Consider the following 23,254-nt stretch of genomic DNA (forward strand, 5'->3'; position numbering starts at 1 on the left):
GTTTGTGCGGCCGCGTGGCGTTACCCGCGGCCGGTAATGGAAGGCAGTGTGCGATGACCAACCCCACTCCGGCGCGCGCGGAAACAGAACAGCTGGCAGCGCTGGTGGCGACGGTCGCGGCGATGGATCCGGCACGGATCGCGGTCGAGTTCGACGGCACCGCGGTGTCCTATGCCGATCTCGACGCCCAGCTCACGCTGATGGCCGAGCTCACCGGTGGGGCGCTGGACGCGGACACGCTCGTGCAGGTGGTGCTCGCCGAGCTGTTCCCCGGCGTGGTCGATGCCGCCGAGGGGACGTTCGGTGTGCTGCTGGATTCGCTGGCGAGCGATGCGATGGCGGCGCTGGGGATGGAGGTGGTGGCCGCGGCGACGCTGGTCGATCGGTTCGCCGCGCAGGTGGCGCGGACGCCGGATGCTGTCGCGGTGCAGTGCGGTGACGTCACGCTGACCTATGCGGCATTCGATGCCAGAGTGCGGGTGCTGGCGGCGCGGTTGGTCGAGGCGGGCGTCGGGCCGGAGACGCTGGTCGGGTTGGCGCTGCGGCGCAGTGTCGAGCTGATCGTCGCGGTGCACGCGATCGTGCGGGCCGGCGGCGCGTACGTGCCGCTGGACCCCGATCATCCGGTGGACCGGTTGCACTATGTGCTCGAGGTGGCGCGGCCGGTGGTGGTCGTGACACGGGCAGGCGACGAACCGGATCTGAACGGCGCGGCGGTGCTGCGCACCGATGACATCGACTGGGACGCGGCGCCCGGCGAGGTGGTGTCCGGGGTGCGGGCAGCCAACACGGCCTACGTCATCTTCACGTCCGGCTCCACGGGCAGGCCGAAGGGTGTGGCGGTCACCCACGGGGCGATCGTGGCGAACCTGGATTGGCGGCAGCGCCGCTACCCCATGACCGAGGCCGATGTGGTGGTGCAGAAGACGCCTTACACCTTCGATGTGTCGGTGTGGGAGTTGTTCTGGCCCTTGCAGATCGGCGCCCGGCTGGTGGTCGCCGAACCGGGGCGCCACGGTGATCCGGCGTACCTGGCGGCGCTGATCGCGCAGCATCGGGTCACCGTGACGCACTTCGTGCCGTCGATGCTGGCCGCGTTCGTCGGTGACGTGGGCCCCGAGGTGGATCTGTCGTCGTTGCGGATGGTGTTCGCCTCCGGTGAGGCGCTGCCCGCTGCCACGGCCGCCAGGCTGCGCGCGTTGTCGGCGACGGCGCTGCACAACCTGTACGGGCCCACCGAGGCGGCCGTCGACGTCACCGCGCACGAGGTGACCGCTCTCGATGAGGTGTCGGTGCCGATCGGCGGTCCCGCCGACGACACCGGGCTGCTCGTGCTCGACGAGAACCTCGACCAAGTACCCGTCGGGGTGGTCGGCGAGCTGTATCTGGCGGGTGTCCAGCTGGCGCGTGGGTACGTGGCGCGGCCGGGGCTCACCGCCGATCGGTTCGTCGCCAATCCGTACGGCGTGCCCGGTGAGCGCATGTATCGCACCGGTGACCTGGTGCGGGAGTCGCGCGGTGAGCTGGAATACCTGGGGCGCACCGACTTCCAGGTGAAGCTGCGTGGTCTGCGGATCGAGCTGGGGGAGATCGAAGCCGTGCTGGCCGCGCACCCTCGCGTCGGCAACGCCGCGGTGGTGCTGCATCGCCATGCCGCCGGTGAGGCGCTGGTCGGTTATGTGGTGAGCGTCGACGGTGCGGTGCTCGACGAGGCCGAACTCGTCGAGCACGCCAAGTCGTCGATGCCCGAGTACATGGTGCCGTCGCTGCTGGTGCAGCTGGCCGCGATGCCGATCAATGCCAGCGGCAAGCTGGATCGGAAAGCGTTGCCGGAGCCGGACTTCCGGGTGTCGGCCGCCGAATTCCGGGAGCCGCGCACGGCGACCGAGCGCACCGTCGCCGCGTTGTTCGCCGAGCTGCTCGATGTGGACGTGGTCGGCTTGGACGACGACTTCTTCCGCCTCGGGGGCAACTCACTGATCGCCACCCGCGCCATCGGCCGGTTGCAGGCGAACTTCGGTGTGCGGGTGGATGTTCGCGACTTCTTCGACAGCCCGACGGTGGCCGTACTGGCGAAGCTGGTCGAGGGTGGGGTGGTCGATGATCGGCCCGCGCTCGTCGCGGGTCCGCGTCCCGATGTGTTGCCGCTCTCGCCCGCGCAGCAGCGGATGTGGTTCCTCAACCGGTTCGATCCGGAGACCGGGGCGTACAACATCCCGATCGCGGTGCGGTTGACGGGGGCGCTGGACCGGGATGCGTTGCGGGCGGCAGTGGGTGATCTGATCGCGCGGCACGAGGTGCTGCGCACGGTATACCCCGAGGTCGACGGGGTGGGGACGCAGCGGGTTCTTCCTGTCGCCGAGGCGCTCGAAGTGCTTGCGGCCGAAGTGTCTTCGAGTAACCACGCCGACGGCGTCGCGCCGGGGTCTTCGACGCTGCTCGATACCCTCAGCATCGGCGCCGAGGACCTTCCGGAGGTGTTGGCGGCCGTTGTTCTGCGCGGATTCGATGTCACGGCCGCGCCACCGGTGCGCGCGAGCCTGTTCGAGGTCGACGGTGATCACGTGTTGGTGCTGGTGGTGCATCACATCGCCTCCGACGGCTGGTCGGCCGGTCCGCTGGTGCGTGACACGATGACCGCCTACTACGCGCGTGCCGAAGGTGTGGCGCCGCAGTGGAATCCGCTGCCGGTGCAGTACGCCGACTACACCCTGTGGCAGCGTGCTGTTCTCGGCGCGGAGGACGACGCCGACTCGCAGGCCGGGCGCGAGATCGCGTTCTGGCGTGACTCGCTGGCCGGACTGCCGGACGAGTCGGGCCTGCCGACCGATCGCCCTCGCCCCGCCACCGCGTCGATGCGGGGGCGCCGGGTCTCGTTCGAGCTCGATGCCGACGTGGTCGCGGCGCTGAACGCGGTTGCCGGGGAACAGGGTGCGACCCTGTTCATGGTGCTGCACGCGGCATTGTCGGTGCTGATCGCACGCCTGTCGGGCAATGCCGATGTGGCGATCGGCACGCCGGTCGCCGGGCGCGGTGCGGCCGAACTCGACGACGTCATCGGCATGTTCGTCAATACCGCCGTGCTGCGCACCCAGGTGCGTGGCGGCGAGCCGTTCGCCGACCTGCTCGGTCGCGTCCGCACCGGGGATCTGGCCGCCTTCGACCACACCACCCTGCCGTTCGAGCGGCTCGTCGAGGTGCTCGCGCCGACCCGTTCCGCCGGTCGTCACCCGCTGTTCCAGGTGGCACTGTCGTTGCAGAACCTGCCGCCGACCTCGTTCGAGCTGCCCGGTTTACGCGCGGCCGCCGTCGACTTGCCCTATGACATCGAGAAGTTCGATCTCTCCCTGACCCTGCGTGATTCCGCGGCCATGGGTCTGTCCGGCGAATTCTCCTACGCCACAGATCTGTTCGACGAGCAGACCGTCACGCGCACGGTGGCCCGCTTCACCGGCCTGCTCGCCGCGATCGCCGCCGCCCCGCAGACTCCCGTCGCCGACCTGCCACTGCTGATCGACACCGAACTCGCCGAGCTGACCGCCCGCACCGGCGGCCCGTCGACTCCCGCTCCGCTGTTGCCGCAGGTGCTCGCCCGCGCCGCCGCCGACCCCACCGCGATCGCCATCCGAGACGGCGCCCGCACCCTCACCTATGGCGAGCTCGACGCCGCCTCCACCTACCTGGCCGCCCGTCTGGCCGATCTCGGCGTCGGCACGGGTGACCTTGTCGCCGTGAGTATTCCGCGTTCGGCCGAGTCGATCACCGCGATCTGGGCCGTCGTGAAGTCCGGCGCGGGCTTCCTCCCGGTCGACCCGAACTACCCTGCCGACCGCATCGCCCACATGCTCTCCGATTCCGGCGCGGCGGCGGGTATCACGATCGAGGCGGTGCGGTCGGATCTGCCGGCTACCGTGAACTGGCTCGTGCTCGACGGGCCAGAACCCACGGCAGACGATGCGGCGCGGGCAGACCTGGGCGCATACGCACGTCCCGGTGACAGGACGATCAGTACGGTCGAAGCCGAGACCGGTTGCGGCGGCGTCGTGACCTCTCCAGATGCCCCCGTGGCCGATTCCCGGCCAGGCGGCGCAGCTGGTGGCCGTGTGGTGAATGGCGGCGCGGGTGGTCGAGCGGTGGATCCGTTGGATCCCGCGTACGTGATCTACACCTCGGGTACCACCGGGCTGCCCAAGGGCGTGGTGATTGCGCACGGTGCGGTCGCGGCGTATCTGCCCGTGCAGGCCGGGCGGTACCTGGCCAGCGCCGATGCGCGCGTGCTGCACGTGGCGTCGCCCTCGTTCGACATCTCCGTGGCCGAGCTGCTGCTGACCGTGACCGAGGGGGCGACGATGGTCATCGCGCCCGCCGGGGTGTTCGGTGGGGCGGAGCTGGGCGAGTTGCTGCGGGCCGAGCGGGTGACCCATGTGGTCATCACGCCGTCGGCGCTGGCGACGGTGCACCCGGAGGGGCTCGACGAGCTGCGGATGGTGGTGGTCGGTGGCGAGGCGTGCCCGCCGGAACTGGTGGCGCGGTGGACCGCCGCGATTCCGGGCCTGATCTTCCGCAACGGTTACGGCCCGACCGAGACGACCATCGTCACCAATATCAGCGAACCACTCAGTGCGACAACGGCGATCACGCTCGGCGCGCCGGTGGAGGGCACGACCGAACTGGTGCTCGACGAGCGGCTACGGCCGGTGCCCGCCGGGGTAGTCGGCGAGCTGTACATCGCTGGTGCGCAGCTGGCGCGCGGCTACCATCGCAGGCCCGCGCTGACCGCGGGACGGTTCGTCACCAATCCCTTCGGCGCGCCCGGCGAGCGGATGTACCGCACCGGTGACACCGTGCGCTGGGTGCGGCGCGAAGGATCGTTCGATCTGGAGTACTTGGGCCGCAACGACTTCCAGGTGAAGGTGCGTGGCTTCCGGATCGAACTCGGCGAGATCGACGCGGTCCTGGCCCGCCATCGGACGGTCGACTTCGCCGCCACCGTCGGTCACCGGACCGACGCGGGCGCCACCCTGCTGGTCTCCTATGTCGTGCCCGTCGCCGGTGCCACGGTCGACGCCGCGACCCTCATCGCGCACACCGCCGCACACCTGCCCTCGCACATGGTGCCGGCCGCGGTCGTCACTCTCGATGCCGTGCCGCTGACCCCCGTCGGCAAGCTCGATCGGGCCGCGCTGCCCGCACCGGTTTTCGACACCGCCGCTTACCGGGCACCGGAGACGGTGGCCGAGCAGGTGGTGGCCGCCGCGTTCGCCGAGGTCCTCGGACTGGACCGGGTCGGCCGCGACGACGACTTCTTCGATCTGGGCGGCAACTCGCTCCTGGCGACCCGGTTGATGGCGCGCATCGGCACCGACCTCGACATACGTATTCCCATCCGCCAGCTCTTCGACACCACGACGGTGCTGACGCTGGCCGCGGCCGCCGACCGTCTGCGTGGCACCGGCTCCGGTTCCGCGCTGGTGGCGGGACCCCGGCCCGAAACCGTCCCGCTCTCGCCTGCCCAGCAGCGCATGTGGTTCCTCAACCGCTTCGATCCCGGCTCGGCCACCGACAACATCCCGCTGGCCGTCCGGCTCACCGGTGCGCTCGACATCGCCGCACTCCAGGCCGCGATCGTCGACGTGCTGGACCGGCACGAGGTCCTGCGCACCCGATACCCGGAACTGGACGGCAACGCCATCGCCGAGATCCTTCCGGCGACCGGTCTCGTGCCCGAGGTCCACCCGCGGATCGTGGATGCGGCCGACCTGTCCGACGCCGTGCGGACCTTCGCCTCCACCGGCTTCGACCTCACCGTCGATGCTCCGATCCGCGCGACACTGCTGCGTGTCGCCGCGGACACCACGCTGGAGCATCGCGCATCGGGTGAGCGTGACGGGGCCTACGGGCATGCCGGAGCGGCGGACTCGACGGGGTCCGCCGGTGCTGAGTACGTGCTGGTCATCGTGTTGCATCACATCGCCGCCGATGGTTTCTCGTTCGGGCCGTTGATCCGGGACGTGCTCACCGCCTACAGCGCGCGCGCCCTCGGTGCGGCCCCGGGTTGGGTGCCGTTGCCGGTGCAGTACGCCGACTACGCCCTGTGGCAGCACGCGGTGCTCGGTGATGCGGCCGATCCGGAATCGGTGGCGGCGAAGCAGCTCTCGTTCTGGCGTGACGCGCTGGCGGGAGTGCCCGAGCAGCTGGAACTGCCCACCGACCGGACCCGTCCGGCGCTCGCCTCCCGGCGCGGTGCGATGCACGGCATCGAGATCGATGCCGCGACCCATCGGGCACTGGCGGAATTCGCCCGTGCGCAGGGCATCACGGTGTTCATGGCCGTACACGCGGTGTTCGCGGTGCTGCTGGCGCGGTTGTCGGCGACCACCGACATCGCGATCGGCACGCCGGTGTCGGGACGCGGTGCGCGTGCGCTCGATGATCTCGTCGGCATGTTCGTCAACACCCTCGTCCTGCGCACGGAGGTGGCACCCGCGACCCCGTTCACCGAACTGGTCGCCCAGGTCCGCGACAAGGACCTCGCCGCCTTCAGCCACGCCGACGTGCCGTTCGAGCGCTTGGTCGAGCTCCTCGACCCGGTCCGCTCCACTGCCCGCAACCCCCTGTTCCAGGTGATGCTGTCCGTCAACGAGGACACCCCGAGCGAACTCGCCCTCCCCGGCCTCACCGTCGCCGGTATCGACCTGCCCACCGGCATCGCCAAGTTCGACCTCGAGCTCACTCTCACCGAGCACCGCGACGACAGCGGCACTCCCACCGGCATCTCCGGTGCCTTCCTCTACGCCACCGACCTGTTCGACGCCACCACCATCGCCGCGTTCGCTACCCGGTTGGATCGCATCCTCACGGCCGTCCTCGCCGACCCGGCCCGCCCTGTCGGCGACCTCGACTTCCTCGACGCCGCCGAGCGGACCCGAATCCTGACCACGTGGAACGACACCGCCACCGAGAGCGACCACGCCGCGACTCTCGCCTCGCTGCTCGCCGACCGTGCCGCCGCGACGCCCCACGCGATCGCCGTCGTCGTCGACACCGACCCCACCGCGGCCGATGACGCGCCGGCAGCCGCCACAACGATGGCACGGGCGCTCGATGTATCGCCCACCGCGAGAGACGAATCGGTGCAGGAGAGCCTGGAGTCGACGGCGAAGCCGGGTCGTCTGTCGGCGCGCACAGTCGAGGCGGGCACGCCGGCCGAGAACGGCGCTCGGGTAGTTACCGATGGCGCGCCCCTCGGAATCGGGGCGTCCTCGAGCGCGATTTCCCGGCTCGAACACGCGGCAGCCGATGCCATCGCCGCACACCGCGCCGGGGGTGTGGTGCCCGAGGTGTCGCTGCGTGCTGCTGATTCCACGACCGCAGTGGAGCTTTCGTACGTGGAGTTCGGCGTGCGAGTCGCGCGACTGGCACGTCATCTGATCGGGCTGGGAGCGGGCCCTGGCTCGCTGGTCGCGGTCGCGATGCGCCGTGGTGTGGAGCAGTTGGTCGCGGTGCACGCCGTGCTCGTGGCCGGGGCGGCCTATGTGCCGGTGGACCCGGATCATCCAGCCGAGCGGACCGCGTATGTGCTGGCGCAGACGGCACCGGTCTGTGTGCTGACGCTTGCCGGAATCGGTGTGGCTGTAGGCGAGTCGGTGGTGGAGGTCGACGTGCTCGACCTGTCGGAGCTGTCCGGCGAGCCGATCACCGATACGGAGCGGGTGGCGCCGCTGCGTCCCGAGCACCTCGCGTATGTGCTGTTCACGTCGGGTTCCACCGGCAAGCCGAAAGGTGTGGCCGTGCCGCACAAGGCCGCGGTGAACCAGCTGCTGTGGTTGCAGCGGGAGTACCCGCTCGGTGCCGACGACGTGGTGCTGCAGAAGACGCCGTTCACCTTCGACGCATCGGTGTGGGAACTGCTGTGGCCGTTGCACGCCGGGGCGCGCTTGGTGCTCGCCACCGCTGACGGGCATCGCGATCCGGCCTACCTGGCGGCAGCCACCGTGCGGCATCGGGTGAGCGTCGTCCAGTACGTACCGTCGGTGCTCGCCGCGGTCGTGGCGGAACCGGCTGCCGCGCAGCCTGATTCGCTGCGACTGGTCTTCGCGGGCGGTGAAGCGCTGACGACCGACCTGGCGCGGCGGGTGCGCGCGATGACCGGCGCGACGGTGGTCAACCTGTACGGCCCGACCGAAACCGCCATCCAGGTCACCACGCACGAGGCCGGTGACGAACTCGGCGCCACGGTGCCGATCGGCGCACCAGTCGCCGATACCCGTGTGTACGTGCTGGATTCGCGCCTGCGTCCCGTCCCCGCGGGTGTTCCGGGCGAGCTGTACGTGGCGGGCGCGCAGCTCGCCGACGGCTATCACGGCCGTACCGAGCTCACCGCCGAACGTTTCGTCGCCGACCCCTTCGGCGCGGGCGAGCGCCTGTACCGCACCGGCGATCTGGTCACCTGGCGCACCGGCGCCGACGGTCCGGCGCTGCATTACCTCGGCCGCACCGACTTGCAGGTGAAACTGCGCGGTCTGCGCATCGAACCGGCCGAAATCGAAGCCGCGATCGCCTCGGTTCCCGGCGTCAGCCGCGTCGCCGTCCTGGTTCGCTCGGACGAAGGCCGGACCGATCAGCTCGTCGCCTACGTCGTCCGTGCTGCCGAGACACCCGAGGTCGTCGTCGGCGACTTCGGCCCCATCGCCGGCGGCGCCGATTCCACGGGAGGCGACGCGGTCCGTGCTGTCGACGTCGCGCCGGCTGTTCCGCGACCCGACTCGTCGGCGGCGCCCACCACCGCCGACTTCGACGCAGCGATCGCGGCGACCCTGCCCTCCTACATGGTCCCGGGTGCCTACGTCTTCCTCGACGAGTTGCCCGTGAATGCTTCCGGCAAGCTCGACCGCCGGGCACTCCCCGCGCCGGAGTCGCGGCAGCTCGACTACCGCGAGCCCGCCACCGCCACCGAGCGGACCGTCGCCGCGACGTTCGCCGGGGTGCTCGACCTCGACCGGGTCGGTGCGGGCGACGACTTCTTCGCCCTCGGGGGCAACTCGCTGCTGGCAACCCAGGTGGCGGCCCGGCTCGGTGCCGCGCTGGATGCGCGGGTACCGGTGCGCGAGCTGTTCGAGGCGAGCACCGTCGACGGACTCGCCGTGCGGCTGGACGCGCTGCGCGGCACCGGCAGCAGGCGTGGACCGGTGGCGGGCCAACGGCCGCAGCGGATCCCGCTCTCGCCCGCCCAGCAGCGGATGTGGTTCCTGCACCGCTTCGATCCGGACTCCGCCGCGTACCACATCCCGGTCGCGATCCGGCTCAGCGGCGAGCTGGATACGACCGCGCTGCGCGGCGCCCTGGGCGATCTGATCGCCCGGCACGAGACATTGCGCACCACCTATCCCGAATTCGACGGGCAGGCGACACAACTCGTCGGTCCGGCGTTCGTGCCCGAGCTCGCCGTCGTCGACGTGGCTGCCGATGACGTGCCCGCGACGGTGGTATCGGTCCTCGCCGGCGGTTTCGACATCACCCGCGAGGTGCCGGTGCGCGCCGCACTGCTGCGGGTAGCGGCGACCGAACACGTGCTGGTGCTCGTTGTGCATCACATCGCGGCCGACGGCTGGTCGATGGGGCCGCTGACCCGGGATCTGGTGGCCGCCTACGCCGCCCGTGCGGCGGGTGCGCAGCCCCGGCTGCCCGCGCTGGCTGTGCACTACGCCGACTACGCGCTGTGGCAGACCGAGGGGCTCGGCAGTGCCGACGACCCGGACGCGCCGCTGGCCCGCCAGCTCGACTACTGGACGCGCCGGCTCGCGGGATTGCCCGATGTCCTGACGCTGCCCGCCGACCGGCGCAGGCCGCTGATCGCCTCCAACCGGGGCGCCACCTTCACCACCACCCTCGGCGCCGACCTGCATCGCGGGATCGAGGAGCTGGCTCGCGCGCACCGCGCCACTCCGTTCATGGTGCTGCACGCGGGCCTCTCGGTGCTGCTCGCGCGGCTCTCGGCCGGTGCCGACGTCGTCGTCGGCACACCCGTGGCCGGGCGCGGACATCGCGAACTCGACGACATCGTCGGCATGTTCGTCAACACGCTCGTGCTCCGTGCGCAGGTGCGCGCGGGCGCGCGTTTCAGCGACTTCCTCGACGAGGTCCGTGCCGGCGATCTCGATGCCTTCGACAATGCCGACGTGCCGTTCGAGAGCCTCGTCGACGCATTGAATCCGGCACGCTCACAGGGGTATTCACCGCTGTACCAGGTCTCCCTGGCCTTGCAGAACCAGCGCAGGACCGCCTTCGAATTGCCGGGCCTGACGCTGTCGGGGCTGACCCTGCCGGATGCGCCGATCGAAGTGGATCTGGACTTCACCTTCGTCGACCGTTTCGCGCCCGACGGTGCGCCCGACGGTCTCGACCTCGAACTGCGCTACGCCACCGATCTGTTCGACGCCGACACCGTCGCGACCATGGTCGGGATGCTCGATCGGGTGCTGCGGGACGCGGTCAGCGCCCCCGGCACCGCGGTCGGCGACCTCGCCTTGCTCACCGACCCCGCCGCGGCCACACTGCCGGCGCGGCACCACGGAGACGTGGTGCCGCTCGACCGCGCACTCGCGGACCTGGGCCTGCGCGCCCCGCTCGCCGCCCACCTGCTCGATGCCGCGGCCGCGCGAACGCCACACGCCGTGGCGGCGATCTTCGAAGGTGCCGAGATCACCTACGGCGCGCTCGCTGCCAGGGCGAACCGGGTGGCGCGCAGGTTGATCGACTGCGGTGTCGGGCCGGAAACACCGGTGGCCGTCGCTGTTCCGCGCAGCATCGAACTGCTGGTGGTGCTGCACGGTGTACTCGCCGCCGGTGGCGTGTACGTGCCGATCGATGCGGGCCAGCCCGCCGAACGCATCGGGCAGGTGCTGGCGACCGCGACCCCGCGACTCGTCGTCGTCGCGGCGGCCGGTGACCTCGACCATGTGGACAGCGGCATCCGATCCGCCACGGCCTCGGTGCATTTCGCCGCCGCGTCGCGATCCGGGGTCCCGGTCCTCACCGTCGGCCAGCTCGAGGACGTAGCGCAGGACACTGTGGCAGCCGGCCCGGTCACCGACCTCGAACGCCTGGCGCCGCTGCATCCCGAGCACCCGGCGTACGTGCTGTTCACGTCCGGCTCCACCGGTACGCCGAAGGGTGTGCTGATCTCGCACCGCGCCGTGGTCAACGAGATCTGCTGGCTGCGTGGCGAATACGACATGACATCAGCTGATCGCTTCCTGCAGCGTGCGCCCCTCACCTTCGACGTCTCGCTCTGGGAACTGCTGGCCCCCGCGCTGCTCGGCGCCCCGCTGGTGCTGCTGCGCCCGGGCGGTCACCTCGACCTGCAATATCAGGCGACAGTGGTGCGCGAGCAGGGCGTCACCATCATGGAGATCGTGCCGTCGGTGCTGGCCGCGATGCTCGCCGAAGGGCTCGGCGACGCGCTGAGCGGGCTGCGCATGCTGCACGTGGGTGGCGAGGAACTGCCCGCGCCACTGGCGGCCACCGTCCTCGCCACGATCCCCGGCGAACTGCACAACACCTACGGCCCCACCGAAGTGGCGATCACCAGCACGTTCCAACGGATCACCGCGCCGGTCGAGCAGACCGAGCTGCCCATCGGCAGGCCGACCTGGAACGTGCGCGCCTACGTCCTCGACGAGCGCCTGCACCCGGTGCCCGGCGGTGTCGCGGGCGAGCTGTATCTCGCGGGTGACCAGCTGGCCCGCGGCTACCTCGGCAGGCCGGACCTGACCGCCGACCGCTTCGTCGCCGACCCGTTCGGGGCCGACGGAACCCGCATGTACCGCACGGGTGACCTCGTCCGCCGCGATCGCGACGGTGCGCTGGTCTACTTGGGCCGCAACGATTTCCAGGTGAAGATCCGTGGACTGCGGATCGAGCTGGGCGAGATCGAGGCCGCGCTCGGCGACGCACCCGGCGTCACCCACGCGACCGTGCTGCCCGCCACCGACGATGCCGGTCGGCAGTGTCTGGTCGGGTATGTGGCGGGGGAGGTGGACAGCGTGGCGGTGCGTGCCCACGTCGCGGGCCGGGTGCCCGCGTACATGGTGCCCTCGCACCTGGTCGTGCTCGACACCGTGCCGCTCAACTCGGCGGGCAAACTGGATCGGGCCGCGTTGCCCGCCGCCGACCTGTCCGTCACCACCGAATACGTGGCGCCGCGACCGGGTGCGCAGACCGCGCTCGCCGGTGTGATCGGCGAATTGCTCGGGCTGGCGCGCATCGGCGCCAACGACGACTTCTTCGCTGTCGGCGGTAACTCGCTGCTCGCCATGCGTCTGGTCGCCCGGGCCAATGCGGCCCTCGGCAGTGCGCTGGACGTGCGCGATGTGTTCGACGCCCCGACCGTCGCCGGACTCGCCGAGCGTGCGGGCGTCGGCCACGAGCAGTCGCCGCCGCTGACCGTGGTGCGACCGCGCCCGGACCGAATCCCGTTGTCGCTGGCTCAGACTCGCCTGTGGTTGCTGAACCGGATCGATCCCGCATCGGCCGTCTACACGCTGCCGATCGCGTTGCGCCTGACCGGCGACCTCGACACCGGCGCCCTGTGGGCGGCGCTGGCCGATGTCCTCGACCGACACGAATCACTGCGCACCATTTTCCCCGAGGACGCCGACGGCCCGACCCAGGTGGTCCTTCCCACCGACGCGGTGCTGCCCGCTGCCGTCGTGCGCGAGGTGGCCGAGGGCGAGCTGGCCGCTGCGGTGCGCGCGATCATCGGCCAGGGTTACGACCTGACCACTCAGTCACCTCTGCGCGCCGCGCTGCTGCGCCGCGAAACGCGGGTCGAAACTGTGGACCGCCGACCCGTGGCCGGCGATGCCACGCCGCGTCTCGCGGCCGTGAATTCCGTGGGTTCGCGGGAGCCAGAGCACGTGCTGGTGCTCGCCGTGCATCACATCGCCGCCGATGGTGTGTCGACGACGCCGCTGGCGCGGGACCTCATCGCCGCCTATGCCGCGCGCGCCGCGGGGATCGCTCCGGTATGGGAGCCGTTGCCGGTGCAGTATCCGGACTTCACCCTGTGGCAGCGTGCCGTGCTCGGCGACGCGGCCGACCCGCAGTCGCGGCTGGCGCGACAGTCGGCGCACTGGCGTGACGAATTGGCCGGGATCGCACCGGTTCTCGAACTGGCGACGGATCGGCCTCGGCCCACCGTCCGCACGGGTGCGGGTGGAGCCGTCGGGTTCGAGGTGCCCACCGATGTCGTGGCGGGGATCGAGGCGCTGGCCCGCCGCCACGGGGTGTCCACCTTCATGGTGGTGCACGCGGCGTTCGCGGTGCTGCTGTCTCGTCAGGGCGCCGGCGCGGATGTGCTCGTCGGCACGCCGGTCGCCGGGCGGGCCGATGCCGCGCTCGACGACCTGGTCGGCATGTTCGTCAACACCCTCGTGTTGCGGACCGCGGTCGATTCCGGTGCCGGGTTCGGTGAACTACTGGCCGAGGTGCGGGCCGCTGATCTGCGCGCCTTCGCGCACGCCGACCTGCCGTTCGAGCAACTCGTCGACGAGCTGAATCCGGTTCGCTCCACGGCGTATTCGCCGATCGTGCAGGTGATGCTCGCGTTCGAGCATCGCGAGGACACCATCATCGAGCTGCCCGGGCTGCGGATCGACGAGTTCGCTCTGGACGCGGCGACCACCCAGTTCGATCTGTCGCTGGCGATCAACGAGATCATCGGCGCCACAGGGGAACCCGGCATGCGCGGGTGGTTGCGCTACGCCACCGATCTGTTCGACGCCGACACGGTGGCGTCGTTCGGTGCGCGGTTCGTGCGGGTGCTGAGCGCGGTCGTCGCCGACGACAGCATCGCGGTCGGCGAGATAGATCTGCTGGATGCCGCCGAGTCCGCTCAGCTCGCGGCGTGGAACGACACCGCCGCCCCGCTCGACGCCGACGCGACGCTGGTCTCGATGTTCGCCGCGCAGGCCGCGCGGACCCCCGACGCGATCGCCCTGGAGTTCGAGGGGCAGCGGATCACCTATGGCGAGTTCGCGATTCGTGTCGCCCGCCTGGCGCGTTGGCTGATCGCCGAGCAGGTCGGTCCCGGCGCGGTCGTCGGTGTCGGGCTGCGGCGCGGCATCGATCTCCTGGTCGCCCTCTACTCGGTCCAGGCCGCAGGCGCCGCCTATCTGCCGCTGGATCCGGACCACCCGGCCGACCGGATCGCCGACGTCCTGGCGACCGCGGCCCCGGTGTGTGTGCTGGCCGCCGCCGATTTCCCCGAAACCGGCGTTCGCAGCGCCGCGCACGTCGAGCCCGACAGCCGGTCGGTCGAATCCGGTACGCAGGCGTCCGAATCCGGCACCGAGACCGGCATTCGTCTTGTCGTGCCCGGCACGCTCGATCTGTCCGGGTTCGCTGTCGACCCGGTGACCGATGCCGACCGGATCCGGCCGTTGCGTGCAGCGGACCTGGCGTATGTGCTGTTCACGTCCGGCTCGACCGGGAAGCCCAAGGGTGTCGCGGTTACCCATACCGCGATCGTGAATCGCCTGGTGTGGATGCAGGATGCCTACCGGCTCGACGCGGCCGACACCGTGCTGCAGAAGACGCCGATCACCTTCGATGTCTCGGTGTGGGAACTGTTCTGGCCCTTGCAGATCGGTGCCACCCTGGTGATCGCGCGGCCCGACGGGCACCGTGACCCCGCCTACCTGGCCGAGGTCATCACCCGCACCGGTGTCGGCGTCGCGCACTTCGTGCCGTCGATGCTGGCGGCGTTCCTCGCCGAACCGCGTGCCGCCGACTGTGTTTCGCTGCGGCAGGTGTTCGCCTCCGGTGAGGCGCTGCCCGCGGCCGACGCCCAGCGCCTGCGCGCGCTGGTTCCCGGTGTCGCCGTGCACAATCTGTACGGACCCACCGAGGCCGCGGTCGACGTGAGCTTCCACGAGGTCACCGACACCGACACGGTTACGGTGCCGATCGGCGCCCCGGTCGCCAACACCGCCCTGCACGTGCTCGATACCCGTTTGCGGCCCGTTCCCGTCGGCACACCGGGTGAGCTGTATCTAGCCGGCGTCCAACTGGCCCGCGGCTACCTCGCCCGACCGGACCTGTCCGCCGACCGCTTCGTCGCCAACCCCCTCGGCGCCCCCGGCGACCGCATGTACCGCACCGGCGACCTCGTGGTCCGCACTCGCTCGGGTGAACTGGAATACCTGGGCCGCACCGACTTCCAGGTGAAACTGCGCGGCCTGCGCATCGAACTCGGTGAAATCGAGGCAGTTCTCACCGGGCTCGACACCATCGAACGGGCGGTGGTCACCGTCCGTGACGACGGCACCGGCGACTACCTCACCGCCTACCTGCTCGGAGTCCCGGGGCTGGATCTCGACGTGGTGAAAACCGCTCTTCAACAGGCACTTCCGGCCTACATGGTGCCGAGCGCGTTCGTCGTTCTCCCTGAGTTCCCGGTCAATTCCTCGGGCAAGCTCGATCGGCGGGCGCTGCCCGCGCCCGAGCTGGTCGCTCGTGAATTCCGTGCTCCGGCCACGCCGTCGGAGCAGTTGGTGGCCGGGGTCGTCGCCGAGGTGCTCGGTGTCGAACTGGTCGGTGCCGAGGACGATTTCTTCGATCTGGGCGGCAACTCGCTGATCGCGACCCGGGTCGCGGCGCGGCTCGGAGCGGCGTTGAACCGGCAGGTGCCCGTGGCGCGGATCTTCGAGACGCCGGTGGTGGCGGCGTTGGCGACCGCGCTCGACGCCGAGCGCGGCGCGGCGCGACTGGCGCTGGTGGCGGGGGAGCGGCCCGCTTCGATCCCGCTCTCGCCCGCCCAGCAGCGCATGTGGTTCCTCAACCGGTTCGATCCGGATTCGGCCGGCTACAACGTGCCGATCGCGGTGCGACTCGGTGGCGCGCTCGATCTCGACGCGCTCGCCGCCGCGGTGGACGACCTCATCGGCCGGCACGAAATACTGCGCACCTATTACCCCGAGACCGCCGAAGGTCCGGTACAGCAGATCTTGTCCGCCGCCGAAGCCGGTGTGGCTCTGCGGGTTCAGTACCTCGCGCCCGAGGAGGTCGTGGCTGCCGTGACGGCGCTGGCCGCCACCGCCTTCGATGTCACGGCGGGTGTGCCGTGGCGGGTGGTGCTGTATCGGATCAGCGCCGACGAGGCTGTGCTCGCCATGGTCGTGCACCACATCAGCGCCGACGGTTCGTCGATGCCGCCGCTGGTGCGCGACCTGATGACCGCCTACCTCGCGCGACGCGACGGTGCGGCACCGCGGTGGACGCCGCTGCCGGTGCAGTACGCCGACTACGCGCTGTGGCAGCGCGCGCTGCTCGGCGACGAAGCCGATCCCGACTCGGTGGCCGCCCGCCAGCTCGACTTCTGGCGCGGCGAACTCGCCGACCTCCCCGATGAGCTCGCGTTGCCGCTGGACCGCCCGCGCCCGGCGGTGCGTACCCTCGCCGGTGGGACCGTGCCGGTGACCCTGGACGCGGGCACCCACGCCCGGCTCAGTGCGCTGGCCAGGGAGTCCGGAGCAACGCTGTTCATGGTCGTGCACACCGCGTTCGCGGCGCTGCTCGGTCGCCTCTCGGGCAGTGCGGACATCACCGTCGGCACCCCGGTCGCCGGGCGCGGCGAGGCCGCACTCGAGGACCTGATCGGCATGTTCGTGAACACGCTGGTCTTCCGGACCCGCCTGCGGGCGGGAGAGTCGTTCCAGCAGTTGCTGATTCGCCAGCGCGCGACCGACCTCGCCGTCTACGCCCATGCCGAGGTGCCGTTCGAACGTCTCGTCGAGGTGCTCGATCCGACCCGCTCCACCGCCCGGCATCCGCTGTTCCAGGTCGGCTTCTCGTTCCAGAACTTCGAGCGTGCCGAGCTGGCCCTGCCCGGGATCACCGTGTCGGGGCTGGACACCGAGAACGAGCTGTCGCAGTTCGATCTGCACCTCATCGTCAGCGACGAGTACGCGGGCGACGGCGCGGCCGCGGGCGTCACCGGCGTCCTCACCTACGCCCACGACGTGTTCGACACCGAGACCGCGGTGACGATCGCCGGACGGCTCGAACGCCTGCTCACCGCTGTCGCCGCCTCGCCGCGCACACCGCTGGATTCCGTCGAGGTGCTCGAACCGGTCGAGCGCACCCGCATCCTCACCGAGTGGAATGCCACCACCCACGAGATCGACAGCGCCGCCACGCTACTCACCCCGTTCCGTGCGCGGGTTCGGGCGACCCCCGACGCGACAGCTCTCGTGTTCGAGGACACGGCCCTGACCTACGCCGAACTCGATATTCAGATCAACCGCCTGGCCCGGTACCTGATCGAGGAAGGTGTCGGCCCCGACACACTGGTGGGGCTCGCCATCCGGCGCTCCACCGAACTCGTCGTCGCCCTGTACGCGGTCCTGTCCGCGGGCGGCGCCTATGTGCCGATCGACCCGGACCACCCGGCCGACCGGATCACCCAGATCCTCGACACCGCGCGGCCACACCTCGTCCTCACCACCGCCGCAGCCGAATTCGGCAGGCAGGCACCGGCTGACCGGCCGACCAGGGTTGTAGCGCTCGATGACGTCGACACCGCCCGCTACCCTGGTCATCCGGTCGCCGAGTCCGAGCTTCTCGCCCCTGTGCGGGATTCGAACCTCGCCTACGTGCTGTTCACCTCCGGCTCGACGGGCAAGCCCAAGGGCGTGGCGATGAGTCGTGCCGGAGTTCGCAATCAGATCGCCTGGCTGATCGAGCAGTACCAGATCGACAGCGACGATGTGTACCTGCAGAAGTCCGTGGCCGGGTTCGACTTGTCGGTCTGGGGCTTCTTCGCACCGCTCGCGGCGGGCGCGACCCTGGTGCTCGCTACCCCGGACGGTCACCGCGACCCGCAGTACCTCGCCGAACTGGTGGCCGCGTGGCGGATCACCGTCGTCGACTTCGTGCCGTCGATGCTGGCGATGTTCGCCGCGCACGCCGACGCCCAGCAGCTGACGAGTCTGCGGCTCGTCCTCGCGATCGGTGAAGCGCTCACCCCGGAGACGGTCGGCACGCTGCGTGCGAAATCGCCCGCGGTGGTGCACAACCTGTACGGGCCGACCGAGGCTGCCGTGTCGGTGACGGCGTGGCCCGCCGACGGTGCGACCGGGCAGACGGTGCCCATCGGTGTGCCCGCATGGAATTCGCGCGTGTACGTGCTCGACGAACGGCTGCGCCCGGTCGCCCCGGGGGTCGCCGGTGAGCTGTATCTGGCGGGGGAACAGCTCGCTCGCGGGTACCTCGGCCGCGCCGACCTCACGGCGGACAGATTCGTCGCCGACCCGTTCGTCGGTGCGGACACTCGCGTCGGCGCGGACTCGGGTCTCGCCGCGCATGCCGTCGGTGACGGCCGCGACCACGGTCCCCGGGGCGCGCGCATGTATCGCACCGGAGACCTGGTGAAGTGGACTCGCGACGGTGTGCTGGTCTATCTGGCGCGCATCGACTTCCAGGTGAAGTTCCGTGGTCAGCGCATCGAGCTCGGGGAGATCGAAACCGCGCTCGGTGGTCTGGCCGGGGTCGGTCAGGCCGCGGCGGTGGTCTCGGCGAGTGCCACCGGTGACCAGCTCGTCGGCTATGTCGTGCCGACGCCGGGCGTCGCACTGGATCCGGCCGCCCTGCGGTCGGGCGTCGGCGCGGTGCTGCCGTCCTACATGGTGCCGTCGGTGATCGTGGTGCTCGACGCGTTCCCGCTCAACACCTCCGGCAAGCTCGACCGCAAGGCGCTGCCCGCACCGGAATTCGTGGCCAGGCCGTTCCGGGCACCGGTCAGCACGGCGCAGCGGGCGGTGGCCGAGGTGTTCGGTGACGTGCTCGGGCGCGAGCGGGTCGGGCTCGACGACGACTTCTTCGAACTCGGTGGCAACTCTCTCATCGCGACCAGGGTCGCCGCCCGCCTCGGCGCGGCATTGTCGACGCGGGTGCCCGTGCGGACCCTGTTCGAAGCGACCACCGTGGCCGACCTGGCCGCCGCGCTCGCGACCACAGCCGGCAGCGGTGCGGGGATCGCGTTGACATCCGGCGAACGACCGGCCCGGATACCGCTGTCTGCCGCCCAGCAGCGCATGTGGCTGCTCAACCGCCTCGACCCCGAGTCTGCCGCGTACAACATCCCGATCGCGGTGCGGCTCACCGGCGATGTCGATGCGGGCGCGCTGGCCGCCGCGGTCACCGATGTGCTCGACCGGCACGAGGTGCTGCGCACGGCCTACCCCGCCGTCGACGGGATCGGGCACCAGGCGGTGTGGGAGTTCGTGCCGACGCCGGTGGTGGAGACCGTGGACCCCATCGCGGTACCGGCGATCGTCGCGGCCGAGATCGGGCGCGGATTCGATGTCACCGTCGCGCCGCCGGTGCGGGTGCGGGTATTGCGCTGTGCGGCGGACGAAGTCGTGTTGGTCGTGGTGATCCATCACATCAGCGCCGACGGGTTCTCCGCCGGGCCGCTCCTGCGTGACACCACCGCCGCCTACCTCGCCCGTCGCGCGGGCAGCGATCCCGGATGGGCGCCGCTGCCGGTGCAGTACGCCGATTACACGCTGTGGCAGCGTGCGGTGCTGGGCAGCGAGGACGATGCCGAGTCGGTCGCCGCACGGCAGCTGCGATTCTGGCGCACCGAGCTGGCCGGACTGCCCGGGCCGCTCGAACTGCCCACCGACCGGCCGCGGCCCGCTGTCGCGTCGCACCGTGGCGCGAGCGTCGACACTGTGGTGCCGCAGCCGGTGTGGCAGCGGGTGGCGCGGTTGGCGCGTCGCGCCGACGTGAGCGAGTTCATGGTTGCCCACGCCGCGCTGGCCGCGTTGCTCGCGCGACTCGGTGGCGCCGGCGACATCGCGATCGGCACCCCGGTGGCGGGTCGCGGTGAGCAGGCCCTCGACGATCTCGTCGGCATGTTCGTCAACACGCTGGTGCTGCGTACCGGTGTCGACCCCGCCGCCTCGTTCAGCTCGCTGCTGCGCGAGACCCGGCGGGTGGATCTGGATGCCTTCGAGAACGCCCAGGTGCCGTTCGAACGGCTCGTCGACGTCCTCGACCCGACCCGCTCGACCGCGCACAGCCCGCTGTTCCAGGTGATGCTGGCCTTCCAGAACCTGGCCGCGAGCCCGGTCGAGGTGGCCCTGCCCGGCCTCACCGTGACCGGACTGGACGCCGACGCCGCCATCGCCAAGTTCGACCTGGACCTGGTCCTCGCCGACACCGCCGACGGTGGTTGCGCGGTGAGCCTGACCTACGCCACCGACCTGTTCGACGCCGAGACGGCCGCACGCATCGCCGACGGCTATGTGCGAATCCTCGACGCGGTCACGGCGAACCCGGATGGGGCGGTCGGCGATATCGACCTGCTCACCGACGGCGACCGCCGGATGCTCGAGAACTGGTGCGACACCGCGCATCCGGCCGTCGATGCGTGGCGGGTCGCGGCGACCTCGGATGCGCGGTCGCTGTCGGGCGATGTCGCTCACGCCGGCGCGATCGGCGTTCTGCCGACAGCGTTCGATCGCCGAGCCGCGGCGACACCGGACGCTGTCGCGCTCATCGACGGTGACATCGTTCTCACCTACGCCGAATTCGCGGCTCGGGTGAACCGGCTCGCGCGCCATCTGATCGAACACGGTGTCGGGCCGGATCACGCGGTGGCGGTAGGAGTTCGGCGCTCGGCCGAGCTGCTGGTCGGCGTGTACGCGGTGCTGGCGGCGGGTGGCACCTACGTGCCGATCGATCCGGATCATCCGGCGGAGCGGATCACCCGCGTCCTGCGGATCGCCCAGCCGGTCTGCGTGCTCACCACCAGCGGCGATGCCACGGACCTCCCGCTGCGCGGGCACGAGGTGATCACGCTGGACACCGTCGATCTCGCGGATTTCCCGGCGGAGCCGATCGCCGATGCCGAGCGGGTGTCGCCGTTGCTCCCCGAGCACACCGCGTACGTGATCTTCACGTCCGGCTCGACCGGTCTGCCCAAGGGCGTCGGTGTTCCGCATCGCGCGATCGTCCACCAGCTCGATTGGCTGGCACAGCAGTTCGGGTTCGCCGCCGGTGACACCGTGCTGCACAAGACGCCGATCACCTTCGACGCCTCGATCTGGGAGCTGTTGCTGCCGCAGCGGGTGGGCGCCCGCACTGTCATCGCCCGGCCCGGTGGGCACGGGGACCCGGCCTACCTGGCCGCACTGATCGCCGAACAGCACATCGACACAGTGCAATTCGCCCCGACACTGCTCGCGGCCTATGTGGCGCATGTGCAGGAGGCGGCCGCCGCGGGCAACAATCTCGCGGGTGCGACGCTGCGGCGGGTGTTCGCGGGTGGCGAGGCCTTGCCCGCCGCGCTGGCACAGCAGGTGCGTGCGCTGACCGGCGCGCAGGTGGTGAACCTCTACGGGCCGACCGAGACCACGGTGCAGGTGAGTGCGCACCGGGTGACCGATGACGATGTCGTCACGGTGCCGATCGGTGCGCCGGTGTGGAATTCGGGGCTCTACGTGCTCGACGCCAGGATGCGCCCGGTGCCGCCGGGGGTGACCGGCGAGCTGTATGTCGGTGGCGCGCAACTCGCACACGGGTACATCGGGGCCGCCGAACTCACCGCTGAGCGGTTCGTCCCGGACCCGTTCGGTGTGTCCGGTGCTCGGATGTATCGCACCGGCGATCTCGTTCGCCTGCGGGGAAACGGCACTCCGGCACTGGAATACGTCGGGCGTGCCGACCTGCAGGTGAAGCTCAACGGCCAGCGCATCGAACTCGGTGAGGTAGAAGCCGCGCTGCAGCGGCAGCCGGGGGTGGCGCAGGCCGCGGCCGCCGTGGTGTCCGGGGTCGGCGCAGATCGGCTTGTCGCCTACGTGGTGGCGTCGCGAAACCAGGAGTCCGACGGTGCCACTGCCGTCGGCGCCGGCCCCGGTGCCCGAGTGGGCGCGGCGGCCGATTCCGCGATGGCACAGGGTAGCTCGGTATTCGACACCGCGGTGCTACGGACGGCGCTGGCCACGGAACTACCCGGCTACCTGGTGCCCTCCGTGGTACTCGAGCTGGACGCGTTGCCGGTCAACACCTCCGGCAAACTCGACCGCGGCGCACTGCCGCGCCCGGAACTGCGCCAAGCGACCTATCGGGCGCCGATCACCGGGACCGAGCAGCTCGTCGCGGGCGCGTTCGCCCGGGTACTCGGACTCGACCGCATCGGCATGGACGACAACTTCTTCGACCTCGGCGGCAATTCCCTCACCGCGGTCCAGCTGTCGTCTCGACTGAGCGAAGCACTGGGCAGCCCGGTGCCGGTGGCGTGGTTCTTCACCGACCCCACGCCCGCGGTCGTCGTGGAACGGCTACGCGCCGACGATGATTCGGGCGATGACGCGTTCGCGGTCCTGCTCCCGCTGCGCGCGGGCGGCAGCGGCGCGCCGCTGTTCTGCATCCACCCCGTCGGCGGTGTGTCCTGGTCGTTCGCCGGCCTGACCCGCCACCTCGACCCGCAGCGCCCGATCTACGGGTTGCAGTCGCCTGCCCTCACCGCCGACGAACCGCTGCCCGCCACGATCGAGGACTGGGCGCGCCGCTACATCGCCGCCATCCGCGAGGTGCAGCCGGAAGGGCCGTACCACCTGCTCGGCTGGTCGCTGGGCGGGCTGCTGGCCCACGCCGTCGCCACCGGCCTGCAAGCCGACGGCGAACAGGTGGCACAGCTGGCCATGATGGACAGCTGGCTCGGCGACGGACCGGAACAGACTCCGATGCCCACCGTCGGCGACCTGCTCGGCGGGCTCGCCGGTGACGATCTCGCGTTCGACACCGACGGCCTCGCCGCCGCGGCCGCGGGTATCGGCGGACCACTGGCGGCACTCGATCGCGACCGCATCGCCCGCATCATCGACGCTGCCACGGCCTCGATGCGGATGGTCGACGAATACCGGCCACGTCGCTTCGGCGGCGACCTCGTCTACTTCGCCGCCACCGTCGACGATCCGAGCGGTTCGCGCGGCGCGGCGAGTTGGGCCACCGCCGTCGACGGCACGGTCCACCGGCACGGCATTCCCGCCACGCACTGGGCGATGGCGGGTGAGGCGGCGCTGGCCCGGATCGCGGACGTTCTCGACGGGAGCGGATCCGATACGCGCGGGTTCGCCGGCGAGGACCCGGCGACGAGGGCCGATGCGCGGGCGGGGGCGATGGGCGCATAGAATCGCGGAGCCGGCCGTCGTGCCTGCTGCCTGCACAATGAGGCATTACGCGC

At 70.8% G+C, this 23,254-nt stretch carries 1 protein-coding gene; it reads left to right on the forward strand.

The genetic code is table 11. The features are described from left to right. Positions 1 to 53: 53 nt before the first annotated feature. Positions 54 to 23,201 (forward strand): non-ribosomal peptide synthase/polyketide synthase, encoded by a 23,148-nt coding sequence (locus ACWF99_RS25340; protein WP_452537571.1) that lies wholly within the window; start codon positions 54 to 56, stop codon positions 23,199 to 23,201. Positions 23,202 to 23,254 lie beyond the last annotated feature (53 nt).

This window comes from Nocardia sp. NPDC055002, from assembly GCF_053608825.1.

Coding starts and splice junctions, on each gene's coding strand:
- ACWF99_RS25340 (WP_452537571.1), top strand. CDS start 54: ATGACCAACCCCACTCCGGCGCGCGCGGAAACAGAACAGCTGGCAGCG.